Here is a 19,016-nt window from a genome sequence, read left to right as displayed (position 1 = left end):
GAGATCCCGCATCCGATCGCCCGTTCGGGTGACGTTGTCCCAGGCGGCGGGGTCGTGCCGGGGAACTACAGCGGCACGATGTCCGGCGCCCCCAGCCGCGCCGCGTCCGCAGTCAGGTCGTCCGGTTGGCGCTGCGACTCACGCTCGGCCTCCACCCGCTTCTGGTAGTGCTCGACCTCGCGCTCGATGTGGTCCTTGTCCCAGCCCAGCACCGGCGCCATCAGCTCGGCAGCCTCCCGCGCGCACCTTGTGCCCCGGTCGAACGTCTCGATGGAGATGCGCGTGCGCCGGGTCAGCGCGTCGTCCAGATGGCGCGCCCCCTCGTGCGAGGCGGCGTACACGATCTCGGCGCGCAGATAGTCGTCACCGGACCCGAGGGGCTCGCCCAGCGCCGGATTCGCGGTGATGAGTTCGAACACCTCCTCGGCGAGCGATCCGTACCGGTTCAACAGGTGTTCCACGCGCACCACATGAAGGCCCGTCCGCACCGCGATCCGCGCACGCGCGTTCCACAGCGCCCGGTACCCCTCCGCGCCCAGCAGCGGAATGTCCTCCGTGACGCACTCGGCGACCCGCATGTCGAGCCCGTGCACCGCCGCGTCCACCGCGTCCTTGGCCATCACCCGGTACGTCGTGTACTTGCCGCCGGCCACGACCACGAGCCCGGGCACCGGGTGGGCCACAGTGTGCTCGCGCGAGAGCTTGCTGGTCGCGTCCGACTCGCCGGCCAGCAGGGGCCGAAGTCCCGCGAACACGCCCTCCACGTCGTCCCGGGTGAGCGGCACCGCGAGCACCGAGTTCACGTGTTCCAGCAGGTAGTCGATGTCCGCGCTGGACGCGGCCGGGTGGGCCTTGTCGAGGTCCCAGTCGGTGTCGGTGGTGCCGACGATCCAGTGCCGGCCCCAGGGGATGACGAACAGCACGGACTTCTCGGTGCGCAGGATCAGCCCCGTCGAGGAGTGGATGCGGTCCTTGGGCACGACCAGGTGGATGCCCTTGGAGGCGCGGACGTGGAACTGGCCGCGCTCCCCGACCATCGACTGGGTGTCGTCGGTCCACACACCGGTGGCGTTGACGATCTGCTTGGCGCGGACCTCGTACTCCCCGCCCCCCTCGACGTCCTGCACCCGGGCCCCGACGACACGCTCGCCCTCGCGCAGGAACGCCGTCACGCGCGCGCGGTTGGCGACCCTCGCGCCGTAGGCCGCCGCCGTGCGCACGAGGGTGGCCACATAGCGGGCGTCGTCCATCTGGGCGTCGTAGTACTGCAACGCGCCGACCAGGGCGTCCTTGCGCAGGGCCGGGGCGACGCGCAGGGCGTGACGGCGGCTCAGGTGGCGGTGCAGGGGCAGGCCGCGCCCACGGCCGCGGGCCATGGACATCGCGTCGTAGAGCGCGACGCCCGAGCCGGCGTACAGCCGCTCCCAGCCCTTGTGCTGGAGCGGGTACAGGAACGGCACCGGCTTCACCAGGTGCGGGGCGAGCCGCTCCAGCAGCAGCCCGCGTTCCTTGAGCGCTTCCCGTACGAGGACGAAGTCGAGCATCTCCAGATAGCGCAGGCCGCCGTGGATCAGCTTGCTCGACCTGCTGGAGGTGCCGGATGCCCAGTCGCGGGCCTCGACCAGTCCGGTTGACAGTCCGCGGGTCACCGCGTCGAGCGCTGTGCCCGCGCCCACGACGCCACCGCCCACGACCAGTAGGTCCAGCTCGCCCTCGGCCATTGCCGCCAGTGACTCGGCGCGCTCGGCCGGCCCCAGTGTCGCTGTCCTCACCGCTGCCTCCCGCTCATCGGTCGCGTCGGCCGCACCCGTCGGGCGAAGCCCGGTTCGTACCCCCCATGCCCAAGATTCTGACCGGGTTGCCCGACTTCAGCCACCACTCGCCCCCAGCCTGTGGACAACACTCACGGAAACGCGATCATTCAATGCCGCAAATCGGTCATATTTACTCCTAGTCTGACATTGCGCTCCCTCGTCCTGTCCACAGGGGTTGCGCAACCGCCCCACTTCGGTTACTGGGAAGGACGGCCCACGCCATGCCCGCAGATCTCGCCGTCATCGGACTAGGCCCGTACGGCCTGCCGCTGGCCAAGGCCGCCGTCGCCGCCGGCATCCCCACGCTCGGTTACCGGACCGGGCCCGAGGCCGGCTCGATCAGCCCCGCCGAACTGCGCCGGATGCTCTCGGGAGGCTTCCGGCACGCCACCAACCCCGCCGAGCTCGGCAGGGTCCGCACCGCCGTCATCTGCCCCCTGACCCCGCGCGGCGCGGACGGCTCCCTCGACCTCGGCCCGGTGGAGGCGGCCGCCCGCACCCTGGCCGGACAGTTGCGCCCGCACACCACCGTCATCCTGGAGTCGCCGGTGCCGCCGGGCACCACCGAGAACGTGCTGCGTCCGCTCCTCGAAGAGGGCTCCGGGATGCGCGCCGGCCGCGACTTCCACCTGGCGTACTCCCCCAGCCGCGTGGACCCCGGCAACCGCCACTTCTCGCCCGCCAACACGCCCCAGGTGATCGGCGGGCTCACCCCCGCGTGCACCGAGTCGGCAGCCGCCTTCTACGGCCGTCTCACCGACAAGGTGGTACGCGCGCGTGGCACGCGCGAGGCGGAGACCGTGCAGGTGCTTGAGACAAACTTCCGGCACGTCAACATCGCCCTCGTCAACGAAATGGCCGTCCTCTGCCACGACTTGGGCGTCGACCTGTGGGACGTCATCCGCTGCGCGGAGACCAAGCCCTTCGGCTTCCAGGCCTTCCGCCCCGGCCCCGGCGTCGGCGGCCACGCCGTCCCGCAGGACCTCTCAGGACCCGCCGGCCGCACCCTGCGCATGGTCGAACTGGCCCAGCAGGTCAACAGCCAGATGCCCCGCTACGTCGTCCAGCGCGCCGCCGCCCTCCTCAACGAGCACGGCAAGTCCGCACGCGGCGCCCGCATCCTCCTGCTCGGCGTCACCTACAAGCCAGACCTCGCCGACCAGCAGTCCACACCCGCCCAGGAGGTCGCCACCCGCCTGCTGGAGCTGGGCGGGTCCATCAGCTACCACGACCCCTACGTCGCCTCCTGGAGCGTCCTGAACCGCCCGGTCCCGCGCGCGGACGCGCTCTACGAGGCCGTCGCGGACGCCGACCTGACGATCCTGCTCCAGCAGCACCGGACGTACGACCTGCAAGGTCTGTCGGTGAAGGCCCAGCTCCTGCTGGACACACGCGGCGCGGCGCCCACGGGGGCGGCGCACCGCCTGTAGCGGGGAGCCCCCACGCGCGCGTGAGCCGCTCCACGCGGGAAGGGCCGGTCACCCCACCCGGGGTGACCGGCCCTTCCCTGACGAAGACGTCGTACGGGCTACCGCATGTGCTGCGAGTCCGCGACCGTCACCTCGACGCGCTGGAACTCCTTGAGCTCGCTGTAGCCGGTCGTGGCCATGGCCCTGCGCAGGGCGCCGAAGAAGTTCATCGAACCGTCGGGGGTGTGCGACGGGCCCGTCAGCACCTCCTCGATCGTGCCGACGGTGCCGAGGTCGACCTTCTTGCCGCGCGGCAGCTCCTCGTTCACGGCCTCCATGCCCCAGTGGTGGCCCCTGCCCGGCGCGTCGGTGGCGCGGGCCAGCGGGGAGCCCATCATCACGGCGTCGGCGCCGCAGGCGATTGCCTTCGGAAGGTCGCCGGACCAGCCCACACCGCCGTCCGCGATCACGTGGACGTACCGGCCGCCGGACTCGTCCATGTAGTCGCGGCGGGCCGCGGCCACGTCGGCCACCGCCGTCGCCATCGGGACGCGGATGCCGAGGACGTTGCGCGTGGTGTGCGCGGCGCCGCCGCCGAAGCCGACCAGGACGCCCGCCGCGCCGGTGCGCATCAGGTGCAGGGCCGCGGTGTACGTGGCGCAGCCGCCGACGATCACCGGGACGTCGAGCTCGTAGATGAACTGCTTCAGGTTCAGCGGCTCGTGCGAGGACGAGACGTGCTCCGCCGAGACCGTCGTGCCGCGGATGACGAAGATGTCCACGCCGGCGTCGACGACGGCCTTGGAGAACTGGGCCGTGCGCTGCGGGGAGAGCGCGGCGGCCGTGACCACGCCCGAGTCGCGCACCTCCTTGATGCGCTGCCCGATCAGCTCCTCCTTGATGGGGGCGGCGTAGACCTCCTGGAGGCGGCGCGTGGCGGCCTCGGTGGGCATCGCGGCGATCTCGTCGAGGAGCGGCTGCGGGTCCTCGTAGCGCGTCCACAGGCCCTCGAGGTTCAGCACGCCGAGGCCGCCGAGCTCGCCGATGCGGATCGCGGTGGCCGGCGAGACGACCGAGTCCATGGGAGCGGCCAGGAAGGGCAGCTCGAAGCGGTAGGCGTCGATCTGCCAGGCGATCGAGACCTCCTTCGGGTCCCGCGTACGGCGGCTGGGGACGACGGCGATGTCGTCGAAGGCGTACGCCCGGCGGCCGCGCTTGCCGCGCCCGATCTCGATCTCAGTCACGTCTGTGGCCTTTCCCTGATGCGTTCAGCGTCTTCCAGTATCGCCGACGGGCACGACGAGGGCGGCCCCGGATGTTTCCGGGGCCGCCCTCGTCAGGCGCGGTGCCTACTTACGGCTGTAGTTCGGCGCCTCGACCGTCATCTGGATGTCGTGCGGGTGGCTCTCCTTCAGGCCCGCCGACGTGATCCGCACGAACTGGCCCTTGTCCTGGAGCTCGGGGACCGTGCTGCCGCCGACGTAGAACATCGACTGGCGCAGACCGCCGACGAGCTGGTGGACGACGGAGGACAGCGGGCCGCGGTAGGGCACCTGGCCCTCGATGCCCTCGGGGATCAACTGCTCGTCGGAGGCGACGCCCTCCTGGAAGTAGCGGTCCTTGGAGAACGACTTGCGGTCGCCGCGGGTCTGCATGGCGCCGAGCGAGCCCATGCCGCGGTACGACTTGAACTGCTTGCCGTTGATGAACAGCAGCTCGCCCGGGGACTCCTCGCAGCCCGCGAGCAGCGAGCCGAGCATCACGGTGTCGGCGCCCGCGACCAGGGCCTTGGCGATGTCGCCGGAGTACTGCAGGCCGCCGTCGCCGATGACCGGGATGCCGGCCGCCTTGGCGGCGAGCGAGGCCTCGTAGATGGCAGTGACCTGCGGGACGCCGATGCCGGCGACCACGCGGGTCGTACAGATGGAGCCGGGGCCGACGCCGACCTTGATGCCGTCCACACCGGAGTCGATGAGCGCCTGGGCGCCAGCCTTGGTGGCGATGTTGCCACCGATGACGTCGACGCCGGAGGAGTTCGACTTGATCTTGGCGACCATGTCGCCGACCAGGCGGGAGTGGCCGTGCGCGGTGTCGACGACGATGAAGTCGACGCCCGCCTCGATCAGCGCCTGGGCGCGCTCGAAGGAGTCACCGGCGACGCCGACCGCGGCGCCGACGATCAGCCGGCCCTCGGCGTCCTTCGCGGCGTGCGGGTACTTCTCCGCCTTGACGAAGTCCTTGACGGTGATCAGGCCCTTGAGGATGCCGTGGTCGTCGACCAGCGGCAGCTTCTCGATCTTGTGCTTGCGCAGCAGCTCGATGGCCTCGATGCCGGAGATGCCGACCTTGCCGGTGACCAGCGGCATCGGCGTCATGACCTCGCGCACCCGGCGCGTACGGTCGCTCTCGAAGGCCATGTCACGGTTGGTGACGATGCCCAGCAGCTTGCCGGCCGGGTCGGTGACCGGGATGCCGCTGATGCGGAACCTGGCGCACATCGCGTCGGCCTCGGCGAGCGTGGCGTCCGGGTGGATGGTGATCGGGTTGGCCACCATGCCGGACTCGGAGCGCTTCACCAGGTCGACCTGGTTGGCCTGGTCCTCGATGGAGAGGTTGCGGTGCAGAACGCCGACGCCGCCCTGGCGGGCCATCGCGATCGCCATGCGCGACTCGGTGACCTTGTCCATGGCGGCGGACAGGAGCGGGATGTTGACCCGCACGTTCCTGGAGACGTACGAGGCGGTGTCGATCTCGTCGGGTGCCATGTCCGACGAGCCCGGCAGCAGCAGCACGTCGTCGTAGGTCAGCCCGAGAGTCGCGAATTTGCCGGGCACTCCGTCGACGTTGGCAGTCATGACACCTTCCCCAAATGGCCTTGATCGGTGCGGATGTCCATGCTAACGGGAAGCATGGCTTGCAAATTCCACGGTTCTGGGCGGCCGAGGGCTTCGTATGTTCGTACGGAACCGAGGCGAGGACGGTTCATTTGCGGCGCACGCAAGGGCGCACTACTGCTCGGCGAGCGCCCGCAGTCTGCTCAGCGCCCGGTGCTGGGCCACCCGTACCGCGCCGGGTGACATTCCCAACATCTGTCCCGTCTCCTCCGCGGTCAACCCCACGGCGATCCTCAGCAGCAACAGCTCGCGCTGGTTCTCGGGCAGGTTGGCCAGCAGTTTCTTGGCCCACTCGGCGTCGCTGCTGAGCAGCGCCCGCTCCTCGGGGCCCAGGGAGTCGTCCGGGCGCTCGGGCATCTCGTCCGAGGGGACGGCGGTGGAACCCGGGTGCCGCATCGCCGCGCGCTGGAGGTCGGCGACCTTGTGCGCGGCGATGGCGAAGACGAACGCCTCGAAGGGGCGGCCGGTGTCCTTGTAGCGCGGCAGCGCGAGGAGGACGGCGACACAGACCTCCTGGGCGAGGTCCTCGACGAAGTGGCGGGCGTCACCCGGAAGGCGGGACAGCCTGGTGCGGCAGTAGCGCAGGGCCAGGGGGTGGACATGCGCGAGCAGATCGTGCGTGGCCTGCTCGTCCCCGTCCACGGCGCGATGGACGAGCGCACCGATCGCCCCTGCGGCTTTGGCCGCCTCGTCGTCGCGCATCGGTCCATGGTGCCTTGCGGCCGAAGGGTCCGTGGCATCGCGCCCGATGTTGTGCACCGAAGCGTTATGAGCAGGTGCGCCGGAACTCATACCCTGCGCCCTCCCCTTCCGCTCGACCGACTCGTCCCCGAGAGACTCCACAACTCAAGGATGCGGCATCCGCGGCGAAACGAGCAGCGGGCGCCGACAGGATCGGTTGACCGACCCCGCAGCCGCGCCCCCGAAGGGGCGCGGGCCCAAACATTGTGCGGCTTTGCCACGCGGGCGCGACCAGCCACAACGAACCCTCGGCCGCCGGACGAAACGACGCGGGACCCACGGTGGGGCGCTTAGCGGACCAGGCCCCACCGGAAGCCGAGCGCCACCGCGTGGGCACGGTCCGAGGCGCCGAGCTTCTTGAACAACCGCCGGGCGTGCGTCTTGACCGTGTCCTCGGAGAGGAACAGCTCGCGACCGATCTCCGCGTTGGAACGACCATGGCTCATACCTTCGAGCACCTGGATCTCGCGTGCCGTGAGCGTCGGCGCGGCACCCATCTCGGCCGAGCGCAGCCGACGCGGGGCGAGCCGCCAGGTCGGGTCCGCCAGTGCCTGCGTCACCGTGGCCCGCAACTCGGCGCGCGAGGCGTCCTTGTGCAGATAGCCCCGCGCACCGGCGGCGACCGCGAGGGCCACGCCGTCCAGGTCCTCGGCGACGGTGAGCATGATGATGCGCGCACCGGGGTCGGCGGACAGCAGCCGCCGCACGGTCTCTACGCCGCCCAGACCGGGCATGCGTACGTCCATCAGGATCAGGTCCGAACGGTCCGCACCCCAGCGGCGGAGGACTTCCTCGCCGTTGGCCGCGGTCGTCACGCGCTCGACGCCGGGCACGGTCGCGACCGCGCGGCGGAGCGCCTCTCGGGCAAGCGGGGAGTCGTCGCAGACGAGGACGGATGTCATGGCCGCCCTCCGCAGCTGATGCACGTCACCTTGAGCCTCCAGGCTGGTACGAAATCGTCACCTGTGCGGTCGACCGTCTCGGACGCCTGCCCGAGCGCTTGTTGCTTCAACCGCCTCCGCCCTCTCAACGACGGTCACTCGAAAGAGTTACGGGGGCATGTGCCATCTTCGGCACTCTACGTGAGGGGACGGACACGGGGCAGACATGCAGGGCGGACCCTCAAGGTTTCATCACAACCGGTGCCCCATTCAGCCCTTTTTCTTCCCGTTTCTTGGCGTTTGGAGCTAGATTCGCAATGAGTCATATTTTCATCTCCTTAGATCGTAGATGTACGGTCGTAGACACCGTATCCGCCCAGAACGGCTACAAGGGGTCACGCAATGGCAGATTTCTCCCGCCTTCCCGGACCGAACGCGGACCTGTGGGACTGGCAGCTCCTGGCTGCTTGTCGCGGGGTGGACAGCTCGCTCTTCTTTCATCCCGAAGGCGAGCGCGGTGCGGCCCGGAGCGCTCGAGAGAACTCGGCCAAAGAGGTCTGCATGAGGTGCCCCGTGCGCGCGCAGTGCGCGGCACATGCGCTGGCGGTACGCGAACCGTACGGCGTCTGGGGCGGCTTGACCGAGGACGAGCGCGAGGAACTCATGGGGCGGGCCCGCAACCGGCTGGTGTCGGCATCGACGACCAGCGGCGACGCCGGTCCGCACACCTGAAGGAACGTTTCTTCACACCAGGGCGCGCGCAGGCGTGCCCTTCCTTCTGTCCGCTGCCCTAGCGGGCGGCGGCCCGCGCCAGCTTCTCCAGCGTCGCGGCGACGGCCGGCACCTGCGCCAGGTCACTGAGCGTGAGCGCGACGATCTCCCGCCGGACGGCCGGTTCCAGCGTCAGCATGCGCGCACCCCGCGGCCGTACGGACTCGACGGCGAGCTGGGGCAGGACGGCCACGCCCAGGCCGGCGCCCACCAGGCCGACGACCGCCGGATAGTCGTCGGTGGCGAAGTCGATGCGGGGCGTGAAGCCGGCGCTCTCGCACACCTCGACGAGCTGACCCCGGCAGCGCGGGCACCCGGCGATCCACGGCTCGGCCGCGAGTTCGCCGATGGAGACGGACTGCGCGCGTGCCAGCCGGTGCCGCTCCGGCACGAGGCCGACGAGACGGTCCGTCAGCAGGGGACGTACGACGAGGTCGTCCCACTCCCCTTCCTGCGCCGCACCCTCGTAGCGGAACGCGAGCGCCACGTCGCAGTCGCCCTCGCGCAGCATCTCGACGGATTTCGGGGGCTCGGCCTCCTCCAGGGAGACACGGGTGCCGGGGTGCGCGGCGCGCAGGGCGGCGAGGGCGGTCGGGACGAGGGTGGAGCTGCCGCTGGGGAAGGAGACGAGCCGTACGCGTCCGGCGCGCAGGCCGGCGATCGCGGCGACCTCCTCCTCGGCGGCGGTGAGCCCGGAGAGGATCCCGGCGGCGTGCCGCACCAGCGCCTCGCCGGCCTGGGTCAGCCGCATCTCGCGCCCGCTGCGGACCAGCAGGGGCGTGCCGACGGACGACTCCAGGGCCTTCATCTGCTGGCTGACCGCGGGCTGGGTGCAGCCCAGCTCGCGCCCCGCCGCGGAGAAGGAGCCGGTGGCGGCGACGGCGCGCAGTACTCGGAGATGACGGGCCTCGATCACTCCATGAGCATAAGCGAACCTTGGGTATGGCGCTCAATAATGCATGGACGCTTTGACTGCGGTCGCCTACCGTGCCGCCATGAAGCTTCTCTCTGTGAACCTGGGCCAGCGGAAGCACGTGCCCTACACCGATCACCCCGAAGGCGTGACCGGGATCGACAAGCGGCCGGTGCAGGGGCCGGTGCGGGTGGCGGCGCCCGGGCCCAAGGGGACCGCGGGCAGCGGCGTGGCCGGGGACGACGTGTGCAGCCTGCGTCACCACGGCGGGGACGACCAGGCCGTGTACGCGGTCGCGCGCGAGGACCTCGACGACTGGGAGCGCGAGCTGGGGCGCCCGCTGGCGAACGGCGTCTTCGGCGAGAACCTCACGACTTCGGGCCTGGACGTGTCCCGCGCGCTGATCGGCGAGCGCTGGCGGATCGGGTCCGAGGTTGTGCTGGAGGTCACGAGCGGCCGGATTCCCTGTCGCACCTTCCAGGACCACGTGGGTGAGAAGCAGTGGGTGAAGCGGTTCACGACGAAGGGTGCGCCGGGCGCGTATCTGCGGGTCATCGAGCCGGGCGAGCTCCGGGCGGGCGACACCGTGGAGATCATTCACCGTCCGGGCCATGACGTGACGGTGGCGCTCCAGTTCCGGGCGGTGACGACGGACCGGACGCTGCTGCCGCGACTGCTGGCGGCCGGCGAGGCGCTGCACCCGGAGTCGCTGGAGGCGGCACGGAAGTACGCGGCCCAGCAAGGATCTTGACGGCCCGTCACGGGAGGGCTGCGAACTCGCGCACCCGCGCCCGCTGACGAACTCTCGCGGCAGCGGGTCTTCGCCCGGGTTTCACCGATCGGGAGAGCCCGTGCAGGAAACGGATGCCCGTGGTCCGGGTCACTAATCTTGCGCCATGACAACGGCATTGATTACGGGATCGACCGCAGGTATCGGCGCCGCGTTCGCGCGGCGGCTGGCCTCCGACGGACATGACCTCGTCCTGGTGGCCCGGGACACCAAGCGGCTGCGGGAGCAGGCGACCGAACTGCACGACCGGCACGGCATCGAGGCCGAGGTACTGACCGCCGACCTCGCCGAGGACACCGGCATCGAGGCGGTCGCCGCCCGCCTCGGCGACCGCAAGAACCCCGTCGACCTGCTGATCAACAACGCCGGCTTCGGCAACAAGGGCCGCTACCTCGACGTCTCCATGGCCGACGAGCTGAAGATGCTCAAGGTGCACTGCGAGGCGGTGCTGCGCCTGACGTCGGCGGCGACGGAGGCGATGCGGGAGCGCGGGCGCGGGGGTGTCGTCAACGTCGCGTCGGTCGCCGCCTTCGTACCGCGCGGGACGTACGGCGCGTCCAAGGCGTGGGTCGTGCAGTTCACGCAGGGGGCGGCCCGGGATCTGGCCGGCAGCGGAGTGCGGCTGATGGCGCTGTGCCCCGGGTTCGTGCGCACGGAATTCCATGAGCGGGCCGGCATGGGGACGGACAACATTCCGGGGTGGATGTGGCTGGACGCGGACAAACTGGTGTCCGCGGCACTGGGGGACCTGGCCCGGGGGAAGTCGCTGTCCATTCCGGATCCCCGTTACAAGGCACTCATGGGGGCGGCGAAGTTGGTGCCCCGGGGAATGCTCGGGGGGATCAGTTCCCGCACCGGGCGCAAGTACGGGCCGCAGTAGACGGGCCGACAGGCACAGCCCCCCATCCGCGACGACAATGGAAGTGTCCAGCCGCACCCAGCCCCACCGGGAGGCGACGGCGTCATGACCTTCGTGCAGCTCATCGATTGCAGGACCAGCCGGTTCGACGAGATGAACGGGCTGATGGACAGGTGGGTCGAGCAGACCAAGGGGAAACGGACGGCGACACACGACGTCATCGGGAAGGACCGCTCCGACTCGGGGCACTTCATCGAGATCGTGGAGTTCGCTTCGTACGAGGACGCGATGCGGAACTCGAACCTCCCCGAGACCGATCGGATCTTCCAGGAGATGGTCGCGCTCTGCGACGAGACGCCGACGTTCACCGATCTCGACGTGGTGCGGGACGAGCAGCTCAATGTGCTGGCCGCGCGTAGCTTCTTCGAGGACATGGGGAGGATGGCGCCGGAGGCCATCGGGAACCATCTCACCGACGACTACGTGGACAACGATCCGTCGTATCCGGAGCCGGTGCGCGGCGTCGGCGGGATCCAGGAGCAGTACGCCGGGTGGCGCGCCGCCTTCGACTTCGCCTTTCGGATCGACGACCAGATGGCCCAGGGCGACCAGGTGTGCACGCGCTGGACGTGGAGCGCCCGGCACACGGGTGAGTTCCTGGGGATCCCGGCGACCGGGCAGGACGTGACCATGCAGGGCATGACCTGGCAGCGGTTGCGGGACGGCAGGATCTGCGAGAGCCACTGGCTGTACGACCGGGCCGGGCTGCTGGAGCAGCTAGGGGTACTCGGTCAGTGAAGCCCGCGAAGGGGAAAGCCCCGGTCCCGCGCGTATGTGCGGGACCGGGGCCTTCTACGAGCGTCTGAGCTCAGTGGGCGTGTCCGTGGCCGTGGCCACCGGCAGCCGGCTCTTCCTCTTCCTTCTTCTCGACGACCAGGGTCTCGGTCGTCAGGAGCAGGGAGGCGATGGAGGCGGCGTTCTCCAGGGCGGAGCGGGTGACCTTGACCGGGTCGATGACGCCGGCCTTGACCAGGTCGCCGTACTCGCCGGTCGCGGCGTTGAAGCCCTGGCCCTTGTCGAGCTCGGCGACCTTGGAGGTGATGACGTAACCCTCCAGGCCGGCGTTCTCGGCGATCCAGCGCAGCGGCTCGACGACCGCGCGACGGACGACGGCGACACCGGTGGCCTCGTCGCCGGTCTTGCCCAGACCGCCTTCGAGCACCTTCGCGGCGTGCACCAGCGCGGAGCCACCACCGGAGACGATGCCCTCCTCGACCGCGGCGCGGGTCGCGGAGATGGCGTCCTCCAGACGGTGCTTCTTCTCCTTCAGCTCCACCTCGGTGGCGGCGCCGACCTTGATCACGCACACGCCGCCGGCCAGCTTCGCGAGGCGCTCCTGGAGCTTCTCGCGGTCCCAGTCGGAGTCGGTGTTCTCGATCTCGGCCTTGATCTGGCCGACGCGGCCCGTGACGTCCGCGGAGTCGCCGGCGCCGTCGACGACCGTGGTGTCGTCCTTGGTGACGGTGACGCGGCGGGCGCTGCCGAGCACGTCCAGGTCGGCCTGGTCGAGCTTGAGGCCGACCTCCTCGGAGATGACCGTGGCGCCGGTGAGGACCGCGAGGTCCTGCAGCATCGCCTTGCGGCGGTCACCGAAGCCGGGGGCCTTGACCGCGACCGCGTTGAAGGTGCCGCGGATCTTGTTGACGACCAGGGTCGACAGGGCCTCGCCGTCGACGTCCTCGGCGATGATCAGCAGCGGCTTGGAGCCACCCGACTGGATGACCTTCTCCAGCAGCGGCAGCAGGTCCTGGATGGAGGAGATCTTGCCCTGGTTGATGAGGATGTACGGGTCCTCCAGGACGGCCTCCATGCGCTCCTGGTCCGTCACGAAGTACGGCGACAGGTAGCCCTTGTCGAAGGCCATGCCCTCGGTGAAGTCCAGCTCCAGACCGAAGGTGTTGGACTCCTCGACGGTGATGACACCGTCCTTGCCGACCTTGTCCATCGCCTCGGCGATGAGCTCGCCGACCTGGCTGTCCTGGGCGGACAGGCCGGCCACGGCAGCGATGTCGGACTTCTCGTCGATCGGGCGGGCGGTCGCGAGGAGCTCCTCGGAGATCGCGGCCACGGCCGCGTCGATGCCCTTCTTCAGCAGCGCCGGGGAGGCACCCGCGGCGACGTTCCTCAGGCCCTCGCGGACCAGCGCCTGGGCCAGCACGGTGGCGGTGGTGGTGCCGTCGCCAGCGATGTCGTTGGTCTTGGTCGCCACCTCCTTCACGAGCTGGGCGCCGAGGTTCTCGAACGGGTCCTCGATCTCGACCTCACGGGCGATCGTGACACCGTCGTTGGTGATGGTGGGCGCGCCGAACTTCTTGTCGATGACGACGTTGCGGCCCTTGGGGCCGATCGTCACCTTGACCGTGTCGGCAAGCTTGTTGACGCCGCGCTCGAGGGCGCGACGGGCGTCCTCGTCGAACTTCAGGATCTTCGCCATGGGAGCGGTTCAGCCCTCTCGGAAAACGTGGGTGAAACGAACTGCGCCCCTGACGCCCGGCTTCATAAGGTCGCGGGGGCCCGGGGCGCAGCTCACAAGCAAAAGTGCTTGAAGTGAATTACTTCTCGATGATCGCGAGCACGTCGCGAGCCGAGAGGACGAGGTACTCCTCGCCGTTGTACTTCACCTCGGTGCCGCCGTACTTGCTGTACAGCACGATGTCGCCGGTCTTGACGTCGAGCGGCAGGCGCTCGCCGTTCTCGAAGCGGCCCGGGCCCACGGCCAGGACGACGCCCTCCTGGGGCTTCTCCTTGGCGGTGTCCGGGATGACCAGGCCAGAGGCGGTGGTCTGCTCGGCGTCGAGCGGCTGGACCACGATGCGGTCCTCAAGCGGCTTGATGGCAACCTTGGAGCTGGTGGTCGTCACGATCCGACCTCCCCCTTCGGAGATCTCACGGGGTTAACTGTCTGAGGTGGCGACCAGGTGGATCCGTCGTCGCGGGTGCCGGACCTGCCCGTCGCGTTGTTGGCACTCTCCAGTGGGGAGTGCCAGAGCTGAGACTATGACCGCGATTAGCACTCGGTCAAGCGGACTGCTAATTCGCTGCGCTGGCCGAGCCGCGTTCGGGTGACAGGTGCTGTCAGTGGGCGGCGTTGGCGTGGCCGTCTGGGGGCTGCCGCCCCAGACCCCCGCCATCGGCCTGAACGGCCTCGTCCTCAAGCGCCGGACGGGCTGTATTTGCCTGGACCGGCGCCGAAGGCATCCCTCGGACGCCGGGCTCTCAGACGTAGTCCTCCAACCGGCCCACCGTCAGCCCGCGCTTGTGGACCTCCCGCAGCAGGCGTGTCGTCCGCTCCCGCAGGCTCAGCCCGGCCGGCTCACCCGAAGGGACGGACACGATGTCCCCGGCGCGCAACCGGGCGGGCCCCTCGGCGTACGTCAGTCCGCCGTCGCCCTCCATCGCCGCCCGCCACAGCACGACCGCCGTGACACCGCAGTCGGCGGCGGCGCGGAGCGTGGTGGTGTCGTACGTGCCGTAGGGCGGGCGGAAGAGACGGGGGCGGATGCCGAAGCGGGCGCTGAGCTTGTTCTGCTGGCCGCAGATCTCGGCGCGCTGGCCGGCGTACGGCAGGCCGCGCAGGGCGGCGTGGTCGAGGGTGTGGTTCTGGATCGACGCGCCCACCGAGCGCAGGCGCGCGAAGTGGCCGTAACCCGGGCCGACCACGCTGTCGGTGAGGAACATGCTCACGGGCAGCCGCAGCTCACGGACCATGTCGACGAAGCGGGGGTCCTTCTCGGCGCCGTCGTCGTAGGTGAGGAAGACGACCCGGTCGCGGGTGGGTACGTGATGCACGACGGGCAGCCGGTCGCCGGCCGGGCGCGGCGGCTTGCGGACGGGCGGGGACGGGGGCGCGGACAGCGGGGCGCTCAAGCCCCAGCGGCGGTACGGCTGTTCCGTGTGCGTGGGGTTCTTCGCCGAGCGTGGCGACCGCTCGGCCGATCCTCCGCGGGGGTCGGCCGGACCGGCCGGCTGCGCACAGCCCGCGAGCAGGGCGGACGCCAGGACCACCGCCGCGAGGGCCCGCGACCCCGGCGTCCGCGCCGATCTCACAGGTAGTCCTCCAGCCGCGCCACCGCGTACCCCTCGGCCGTCACCTTGTTCAGGAACCGGCGGATCATGTCGGGCATTGTGCCCTTCCAGTCCTCCCGGCCCCGGAAATGACTGAGCACGATGTCACCCGGTCGGATCTTCCGGTCCCACTCGCGGTAGTCCCAGTGGTCGACGAAGACCTCCTCGTTCCACAGCGGGACGTACTCGATGCCGCAGGACTTCGCGGCGCGCAGGCTGTTGCGGTTGTAGTTGCCGAAGGGCGGGCGGAAGAGCAGCGGGCGCTTGCCGTAGTGCTCCTCGATGACCTCCTGCATGCCGCAGATCTCGTGCTGCTGGCGGCGATAGGACAGGGCCGGGAGGTAGGGGTGGTGCAGGGTGTGGTTGTTCAGGACCACGCCGCTGCGCTGCATCCGCCTGAAGTAGCCGTAGTCGTCCTTGATCAGGTAGTTGCTGAGGAAGGCGGTGTACGGCACCTGGAGGTCGCTCATCATCCGCAGGAACGTCGGGTCCTTCTCGGCGCCGTCGTCGATGGTGAGGAAGACGACCCGCTGTTTGGTCGGGACGGTCGTGAAGACCGGTGGCAGGCCAAGCTCCTCGTGTCCGTCGACCTCGAAGCCTTCGCGGGTGGTGATCTTCGGCTTCTGGGCGGGGGGTGGCGGGGGCGTGAGCGGGACGCCGTCCAGGCGCCAGCGGCGGGCGGCGGCGATGCGCGAGGTGCGGGCCTCCTGGGCCGACTGGAACTTCTTGGCCTGCGGGTTCGCACTGGTGGCCGGGGGCGGCGACTTGAGCGGCCGCCGGCTCGGCGTGGAGCCCGCGGCCTCGGATCCGTCTCCCGGCCCGGACACCCCTTCCGGACCTGACGCGCCTCCTGCCCGGGGTACGGCTCCGGCCCCGGATCCGCCGGGCTGCGCACAGCCGGAGGCGATGGCGGCCGCGACGAGCACGGCGATGGCGCCGCGGGCGCGCGCATGCCGGGCCGTCCGCCGACGGCGCCCTACGACCATCGCCCCATTTCCGGCGCTTTTGTCATTTTGTACTACTAGTCGCATGGAGCCGGATCCTGGCAGGCTCCCGCCCCGAACCCGGGCCGACACCGCCGCAGCCGACGGACCATCCACCGACTGGCCCACAGCGAGGGCGGTGCGCCGCGTGCCGACGGCCGGTGAGAGTGCGCCGCGCGCCGACAGCCAGTGGGAGTGCGCCGCGCGCCCACCGCCGGTGGGCGGTACGCCACCCCTGCCGCACCTGGCCGACAATGTTCCGGTGAACGACCACCTCGCCTCCCTCTCCCGCCTCCTCACCCCCGAGGGCCGCGCCCTCCTCGACGCCGTCCGTGACACGGACCCGGCCGACGAACTCGCCGTCGCCACCCGGCTGCGCCGCGAGCACCCCGCCGAGCTGGTGTCGGCGGCTCTCGGGCAGGCGCGGCTGCGGCAGCGGGCGGTGGCGAAGTTCGGGGCGGCGGACGCGGGGCGGATGTTCTTCACGCCGAACGGGGTCGAGCAGTCGACGCGCGCGAGTGTGGCGGCGTACCGGGCCGGGCGGATGAAGGAGCTGGGCATCGGCTCGGTCGCCGACCTGTGCTGCGGGATCGGGGGCGACGCCATCGCGTTGGCGCGGGCAGGGATCCGGGTGCTGGCGGTGGACCGGGATCCGGCGACGGTCGCGGCGGCACGGGCGAACGCCGAGGCCCTCGGGCTCGCCGACCTCATCGAGGTGCGGGAGGCGGACGTCACCGGAGTGGACACCAGCGGCTACGACGCCGTGTTCGTCGACCCTGCCCGGCGTGGCGGTCCATCAAGGGGGGCCGCGCGAAGCGCGTCGGTGAGGGGTGGCGGTCGGGTGACGGGCGGGCGGATCTTCGATCCCGAGGCGTACTCGCCGCCGCTTTCGTGGGCCGTGGAAGCGGCGCGCAAGGCCCCTCGCGCCGCGCTGAAGATCGCACCCGGCGTCCCCCACGAGGCGATCCCCGACGACGCCGAGGCCGAGTGGATCTCGGACGGCGGGGACGTGAAGGAGGCGGTGCTGTGGTTCGGCACCGCCGCCGGGGCGATCCGCGCCACCCTGCTGCCGGGCCCGCGCCCGCTGCTCTCCCGCGGCCTGCCCGACCCCGAGGTCCGGCCCGTCGGGCGGTACTTGTACGAGCCCGACGGCGCCGTGATCCGCGCGCATCTGGTCGCCGAGGTCGCCGACCAGCTCAACGGCGGGCTCGTCGACGCGACCATCGCGTACGTCACGGCGGACGAGCTGCGGCCGACGCCGTACGCGACGGCGTACGAGATCACCGATCAACTCCCCTTCAACGTCAAGAAGTTGAAGGCGCTGCTGCGCGAGCGCGAGGTGGGCATCCTGACCGTGAAGAAGCGTGGCTCCGCCGTCGAGCCGGAGGAGCTGCGCAAGAAGGTCAAGCCGCAGGGGCCGAACTCGGCGACGGTGTTCCTGACCCGGGTGGCGGGGGCGCCGACGATGCTGGTCGGACGGCCCGCCTAGTCACGCTCCGGCGTCCGCGGCCCGCCTCAGCAGCATCTCCCGCTCCGGCTCGTTCCGCGTCAGCGTCGCCGCGCGCTCGAACTCCGCCCGTGCCTCCGCCGTACGGCCCAGGCGCTGGAGCAGGTCGCCGCGGACGCTCGGCAGCAAGTGGTAGTCCCGCAGGGCGGGTTCGGCGGCGATGGCGTCGACGATCTCCAGGGCGGGCTGCGGGCCCTCGGCCATCGACACGGCGACCGCGCGGTTCAACTCGACCACCGGGGAGGGCACTCGGGCGGCGAGGAGGCCGTAGAGGGTGGCGATGGTCTTCCAGTCGGTCTCCTCGTACCGGTATGCGTGCGCGTGGCATGCGGCGATGGCCGCCTGGAGGGCGTACGGGCCGGGCCCGCCCGTGGCTGCGGCGTCCGCGCGGGACAGGGCCGTGATGCCGCGGGCGATGAGCATGCGGTTCCAGCGGCCGCGGTTCTGGTCCTTGAGGAGGATCGGCTCGCCGGAGGGGCCGGTGCGGGCCGCCGCGCGGGACGCCTGGAACTCCAGCAGTGACGCCAGGGCGTGCACCTCCGGCTCCTTCGGCATCAGCCCCGCCAGCACGCGGGCCAGCCGCAGCGCGTCCTCGCACAGGCCCGGGCGCAGCCAGTCGTCGCCGGCCGTGGCGGCGTACCCCTCGTTGAAGATCAGGTAGATGACGTCGAGGACGGAGCCGAGGCGGGCCTCGCGGTCGGGGCCGTAGGGGACCTCGAAGGCGACGTTCTTCGTGGCGAGCGTGCGCTTGGCGCGGACGATGCGCTGGGCGACCGTCGGCTCCGGGACCAGGAAGGCCCGGGCGATCTCCGGGGTGGTCAGACCGCCGAGCAGGCGCAGGGTGAGGGCGATGCGTGCCTGCGGCGACAGCACCGGATGGCAGGTGGTGAAGACCAGGCGCAGCAGGTCGTCGTCGATGTCGTCGGGGTCGGACGGTTCCTCCGGGGGTGCCGTCGTCTCCAGGTCGCGGCCGATCTCGGCGAGCTTGCGGGCGTAGTTCTCGCGCCGGCGGATCAGGTCGACGGCGCGGTGCTTGGCGGCGGCCATGAGCCAGGCGCCGGGGTTGTCCGGTACGCCGTCGCGCGGCCACTGCTCCAGCGCGGCGACCAGCGCGTCCTGCGCGAGCTCCTCGGCGATGCCGACGTCGCGGACTATGCGGGTGACCGCGGCGATGACGCGCGGTGACTCGATACGGAAGACGGTCTCCACGGTCGCGGCCGGGTCGGCCGAGGCATGGCCGGTGACTGCGGGCGCCGGGGGCCCGGTGGCTGCGGTGGGCTGGGGCTGTGGTTCCACAGCCCACCATCAGACACCCGTACGGCTACGGAG

At 70.7% G+C, this 19,016-nt stretch carries 17 protein-coding genes; 6 read left to right on the top strand and 11 right to left on the bottom strand.

Annotation, left to right across the window (positions count from 1 at the left end):
* Positions 1–65 precede the first annotated feature (65 nt).
* The gene (locus tag ACZ69Q_RS41755) at positions 66–1,772 is read right to left on the bottom strand and encodes a glycerol-3-phosphate dehydrogenase/oxidase (protein ID WP_471053131.1); all 1,707 of its coding nucleotides are present in this window, start codon (positions 1,770–1,772) and stop codon (positions 66–68) included.
* 263 nt (positions 1,773–2,035) lie between these two features.
* On the opposite strand from ACZ69Q_RS41755, the gene ACZ69Q_RS41750 reads away from it, so the two are divergent.
* On the top strand, positions 2,036–3,244 hold the full coding sequence (locus ACZ69Q_RS41750; protein ID WP_471053128.1) for a nucleotide sugar dehydrogenase: 1,209 nt from the start codon (positions 2,036–2,038) through the stop codon (positions 3,242–3,244).
* Positions 3,245–3,342: 98 nt separating this feature from the next.
* Here the strand turns inward: ACZ69Q_RS41750 and ACZ69Q_RS41745 are convergent, their stop codons facing one another.
* The 4 genes from ACZ69Q_RS41745 to ACZ69Q_RS41730 all read right to left on the bottom strand — a co-directional run bounded on the left by ACZ69Q_RS41745 (position 3,343) and on the right by ACZ69Q_RS41730 (position 7,760).
* Positions 3,343–4,467, bottom strand: coding sequence for a GuaB3 family IMP dehydrogenase-related protein (locus ACZ69Q_RS41745; RefSeq protein ID WP_471053125.1), 1,125 nt, complete (start codon positions 4,465–4,467; stop codon positions 3,343–3,345).
* A gap of 105 nt (positions 4,468–4,572) precedes the next feature.
* Positions 4,573–6,078: an IMP dehydrogenase gene (gene guaB, locus ACZ69Q_RS41740; RefSeq protein WP_471053122.1), complete on the bottom strand. Its 1,506-nt coding sequence runs from the start codon at positions 6,076–6,078 to the stop codon at positions 4,573–4,575.
* A 153-nt stretch (positions 6,079–6,231) separates the two neighbouring features.
* Positions 6,232–6,819, bottom strand: coding sequence for a sigma-70 family RNA polymerase sigma factor (locus tag ACZ69Q_RS41735; RefSeq protein ID WP_030946246.1), 588 nt, complete (start codon positions 6,817–6,819; stop codon positions 6,232–6,234).
* A 329-nt stretch (positions 6,820–7,148) separates the two neighbouring features.
* On the bottom strand, positions 7,149–7,760 hold the full coding sequence (locus ACZ69Q_RS41730; protein WP_003948568.1) for a response regulator transcription factor: 612 nt from the start codon (positions 7,758–7,760) through the stop codon (positions 7,149–7,151).
* 381 nt (positions 7,761–8,141) lie between these two features.
* Here ACZ69Q_RS41730 and ACZ69Q_RS41725 point away from each other — a divergent pair, with 381 nt between their 5' ends.
* A complete protein-coding gene (locus ACZ69Q_RS41725) occupies positions 8,142–8,471 on the top strand; it encodes a WhiB family transcriptional regulator (protein ID WP_150500306.1) in 330 nt (109 codons plus the stop codon).
* A gap of 58 nt (positions 8,472–8,529) precedes the next feature.
* Here the strand turns inward: ACZ69Q_RS41725 and ACZ69Q_RS41720 are convergent, their stop codons facing one another.
* Positions 8,530–9,426, bottom strand: coding sequence for a LysR family transcriptional regulator (locus ACZ69Q_RS41720; RefSeq protein ID WP_471053118.1), 897 nt, complete (start codon positions 9,424–9,426; stop codon positions 8,530–8,532).
* 79 nt (positions 9,427–9,505) lie between these two features.
* Here ACZ69Q_RS41720 and ACZ69Q_RS41715 point away from each other — a divergent pair, with 79 nt between their 5' ends.
* From ACZ69Q_RS41715 to ACZ69Q_RS41705, 3 genes are all read left to right on the top strand, one after another.
* On the top strand, positions 9,506–10,174 hold the full coding sequence (locus ACZ69Q_RS41715) for an MOSC domain-containing protein (protein WP_471053115.1): 669 nt from the start codon (positions 9,506–9,508) through the stop codon (positions 10,172–10,174).
* A gap of 145 nt (positions 10,175–10,319) precedes the next feature.
* On the top strand, positions 10,320–11,093 hold the full coding sequence (locus ACZ69Q_RS41710; protein ID WP_471053112.1) for an SDR family NAD(P)-dependent oxidoreductase: 774 nt from the start codon (positions 10,320–10,322) through the stop codon (positions 11,091–11,093).
* Positions 11,094–11,177: 84 nt separating this feature from the next.
* Complete coding sequence (locus ACZ69Q_RS41705) at positions 11,178–11,870, top strand: ester cyclase (protein ID WP_471053110.1); 693 nt, start codon at positions 11,178–11,180, stop codon at positions 11,868–11,870.
* A gap of 70 nt (positions 11,871–11,940) precedes the next feature.
* Here the strand turns inward: ACZ69Q_RS41705 and groL are convergent, their stop codons facing one another.
* From groL to ACZ69Q_RS41685, 4 genes are all read right to left on the bottom strand, one after another.
* Positions 11,941–13,566 carry a chaperonin GroEL gene (gene groL / locus ACZ69Q_RS41700; protein ID WP_471053107.1) on the bottom strand — a complete coding sequence of 542 codons (1,626 nt, stop codon included), beginning with the start codon at positions 13,564–13,566 and terminating at the stop codon, positions 11,941–11,943.
* A 118-nt stretch (positions 13,567–13,684) separates the two neighbouring features.
* Entirely contained in the window at positions 13,685–13,993 is a 309-nt protein-coding gene (groES, locus tag ACZ69Q_RS41695) for a co-chaperone GroES (protein WP_003998759.1), read from the bottom strand.
* A gap of 355 nt (positions 13,994–14,348) precedes the next feature.
* Complete coding sequence (locus tag ACZ69Q_RS41690) at positions 14,349–15,179, bottom strand: polysaccharide deacetylase family protein (protein ID WP_471053104.1); 831 nt, start codon at positions 15,177–15,179, stop codon at positions 14,349–14,351.
* Positions 15,176–16,183, bottom strand: coding sequence for a polysaccharide deacetylase family protein (locus ACZ69Q_RS41685; protein ID WP_471053101.1), 1,008 nt, complete (start codon positions 16,181–16,183; stop codon positions 15,176–15,178). The genes ACZ69Q_RS41690 and ACZ69Q_RS41685 overlap by 4 nt, the downstream gene beginning before the upstream one ends.
* Before the next feature lie 259 nt (positions 16,184–16,442).
* Between ACZ69Q_RS41685 and ACZ69Q_RS41680 the strand changes: the two genes are divergently transcribed.
* Positions 16,443–17,669, top strand: coding sequence for a THUMP-like domain-containing protein (locus tag ACZ69Q_RS41680; RefSeq protein ID WP_471053099.1), 1,227 nt, complete (start codon positions 16,443–16,445; stop codon positions 17,667–17,669).
* Here the strand turns inward: ACZ69Q_RS41680 and ACZ69Q_RS41675 are convergent, their stop codons facing one another.
* Positions 17,670–18,983 (bottom strand): RNA polymerase sigma factor, encoded by a 1,314-nt coding sequence (locus tag ACZ69Q_RS41675; protein ID WP_471053096.1) that lies wholly within the window; start codon positions 18,981–18,983, stop codon positions 17,670–17,672.
* Positions 18,984–19,016 lie beyond the last annotated feature (33 nt).

The organism is Streptomyces sp. NPDC036764 (assembly GCF_055609385.1).
The sequence above is the reverse complement of the archived record's forward strand: the minus strand, read 5'-3'. Positions and strand labels throughout refer to the sequence as shown.

What these genes read in the sequence shown, in the direction of transcription:
- ACZ69Q_RS41750 (WP_471053128.1), top strand. Translation starts at nt 2,036, where the DNA reads ATGCCCGCAGATCTCGCCGTCATCGGACTAGGCCCGTACGGCCTGCCG.
- guaB (WP_471053122.1), bottom strand. Translation starts at nt 6,078, where the DNA reads ATGACTGCCAACGTCGACGGAGTGCCCGGCAAATTCGCGACTCTCGGG.
- ACZ69Q_RS41735 (WP_030946246.1), bottom strand. Translation starts at nt 6,819, where the DNA reads ATGCGCGACGACGAGGCGGCCAAAGCCGCAGGGGCGATCGGTGCGCTC.
- ACZ69Q_RS41730 (WP_003948568.1), bottom strand. Translation starts at nt 7,760, where the DNA reads ATGACATCCGTCCTCGTCTGCGACGACTCCCCGCTTGCCCGAGAGGCG.
- ACZ69Q_RS41725 (WP_150500306.1), top strand. Translation starts at nt 8,142, where the DNA reads ATGGCAGATTTCTCCCGCCTTCCCGGACCGAACGCGGACCTGTGGGAC.
- ACZ69Q_RS41715 (WP_471053115.1), top strand. Translation starts at nt 9,506, where the DNA reads ATGAAGCTTCTCTCTGTGAACCTGGGCCAGCGGAAGCACGTGCCCTAC.
- ACZ69Q_RS41710 (WP_471053112.1), top strand. Translation starts at nt 10,320, where the DNA reads ATGACAACGGCATTGATTACGGGATCGACCGCAGGTATCGGCGCCGCG.
- ACZ69Q_RS41705 (WP_471053110.1), top strand. Translation starts at nt 11,178, where the DNA reads ATGACCTTCGTGCAGCTCATCGATTGCAGGACCAGCCGGTTCGACGAG.
- groL (WP_471053107.1), bottom strand. Translation starts at nt 13,566, where the DNA reads ATGGCGAAGATCCTGAAGTTCGACGAGGACGCCCGTCGCGCCCTCGAG.
- ACZ69Q_RS41685 (WP_471053101.1), bottom strand. Translation starts at nt 16,183, where the DNA reads ATGGTCGTAGGGCGCCGTCGGCGGACGGCCCGGCATGCGCGCGCCCGC.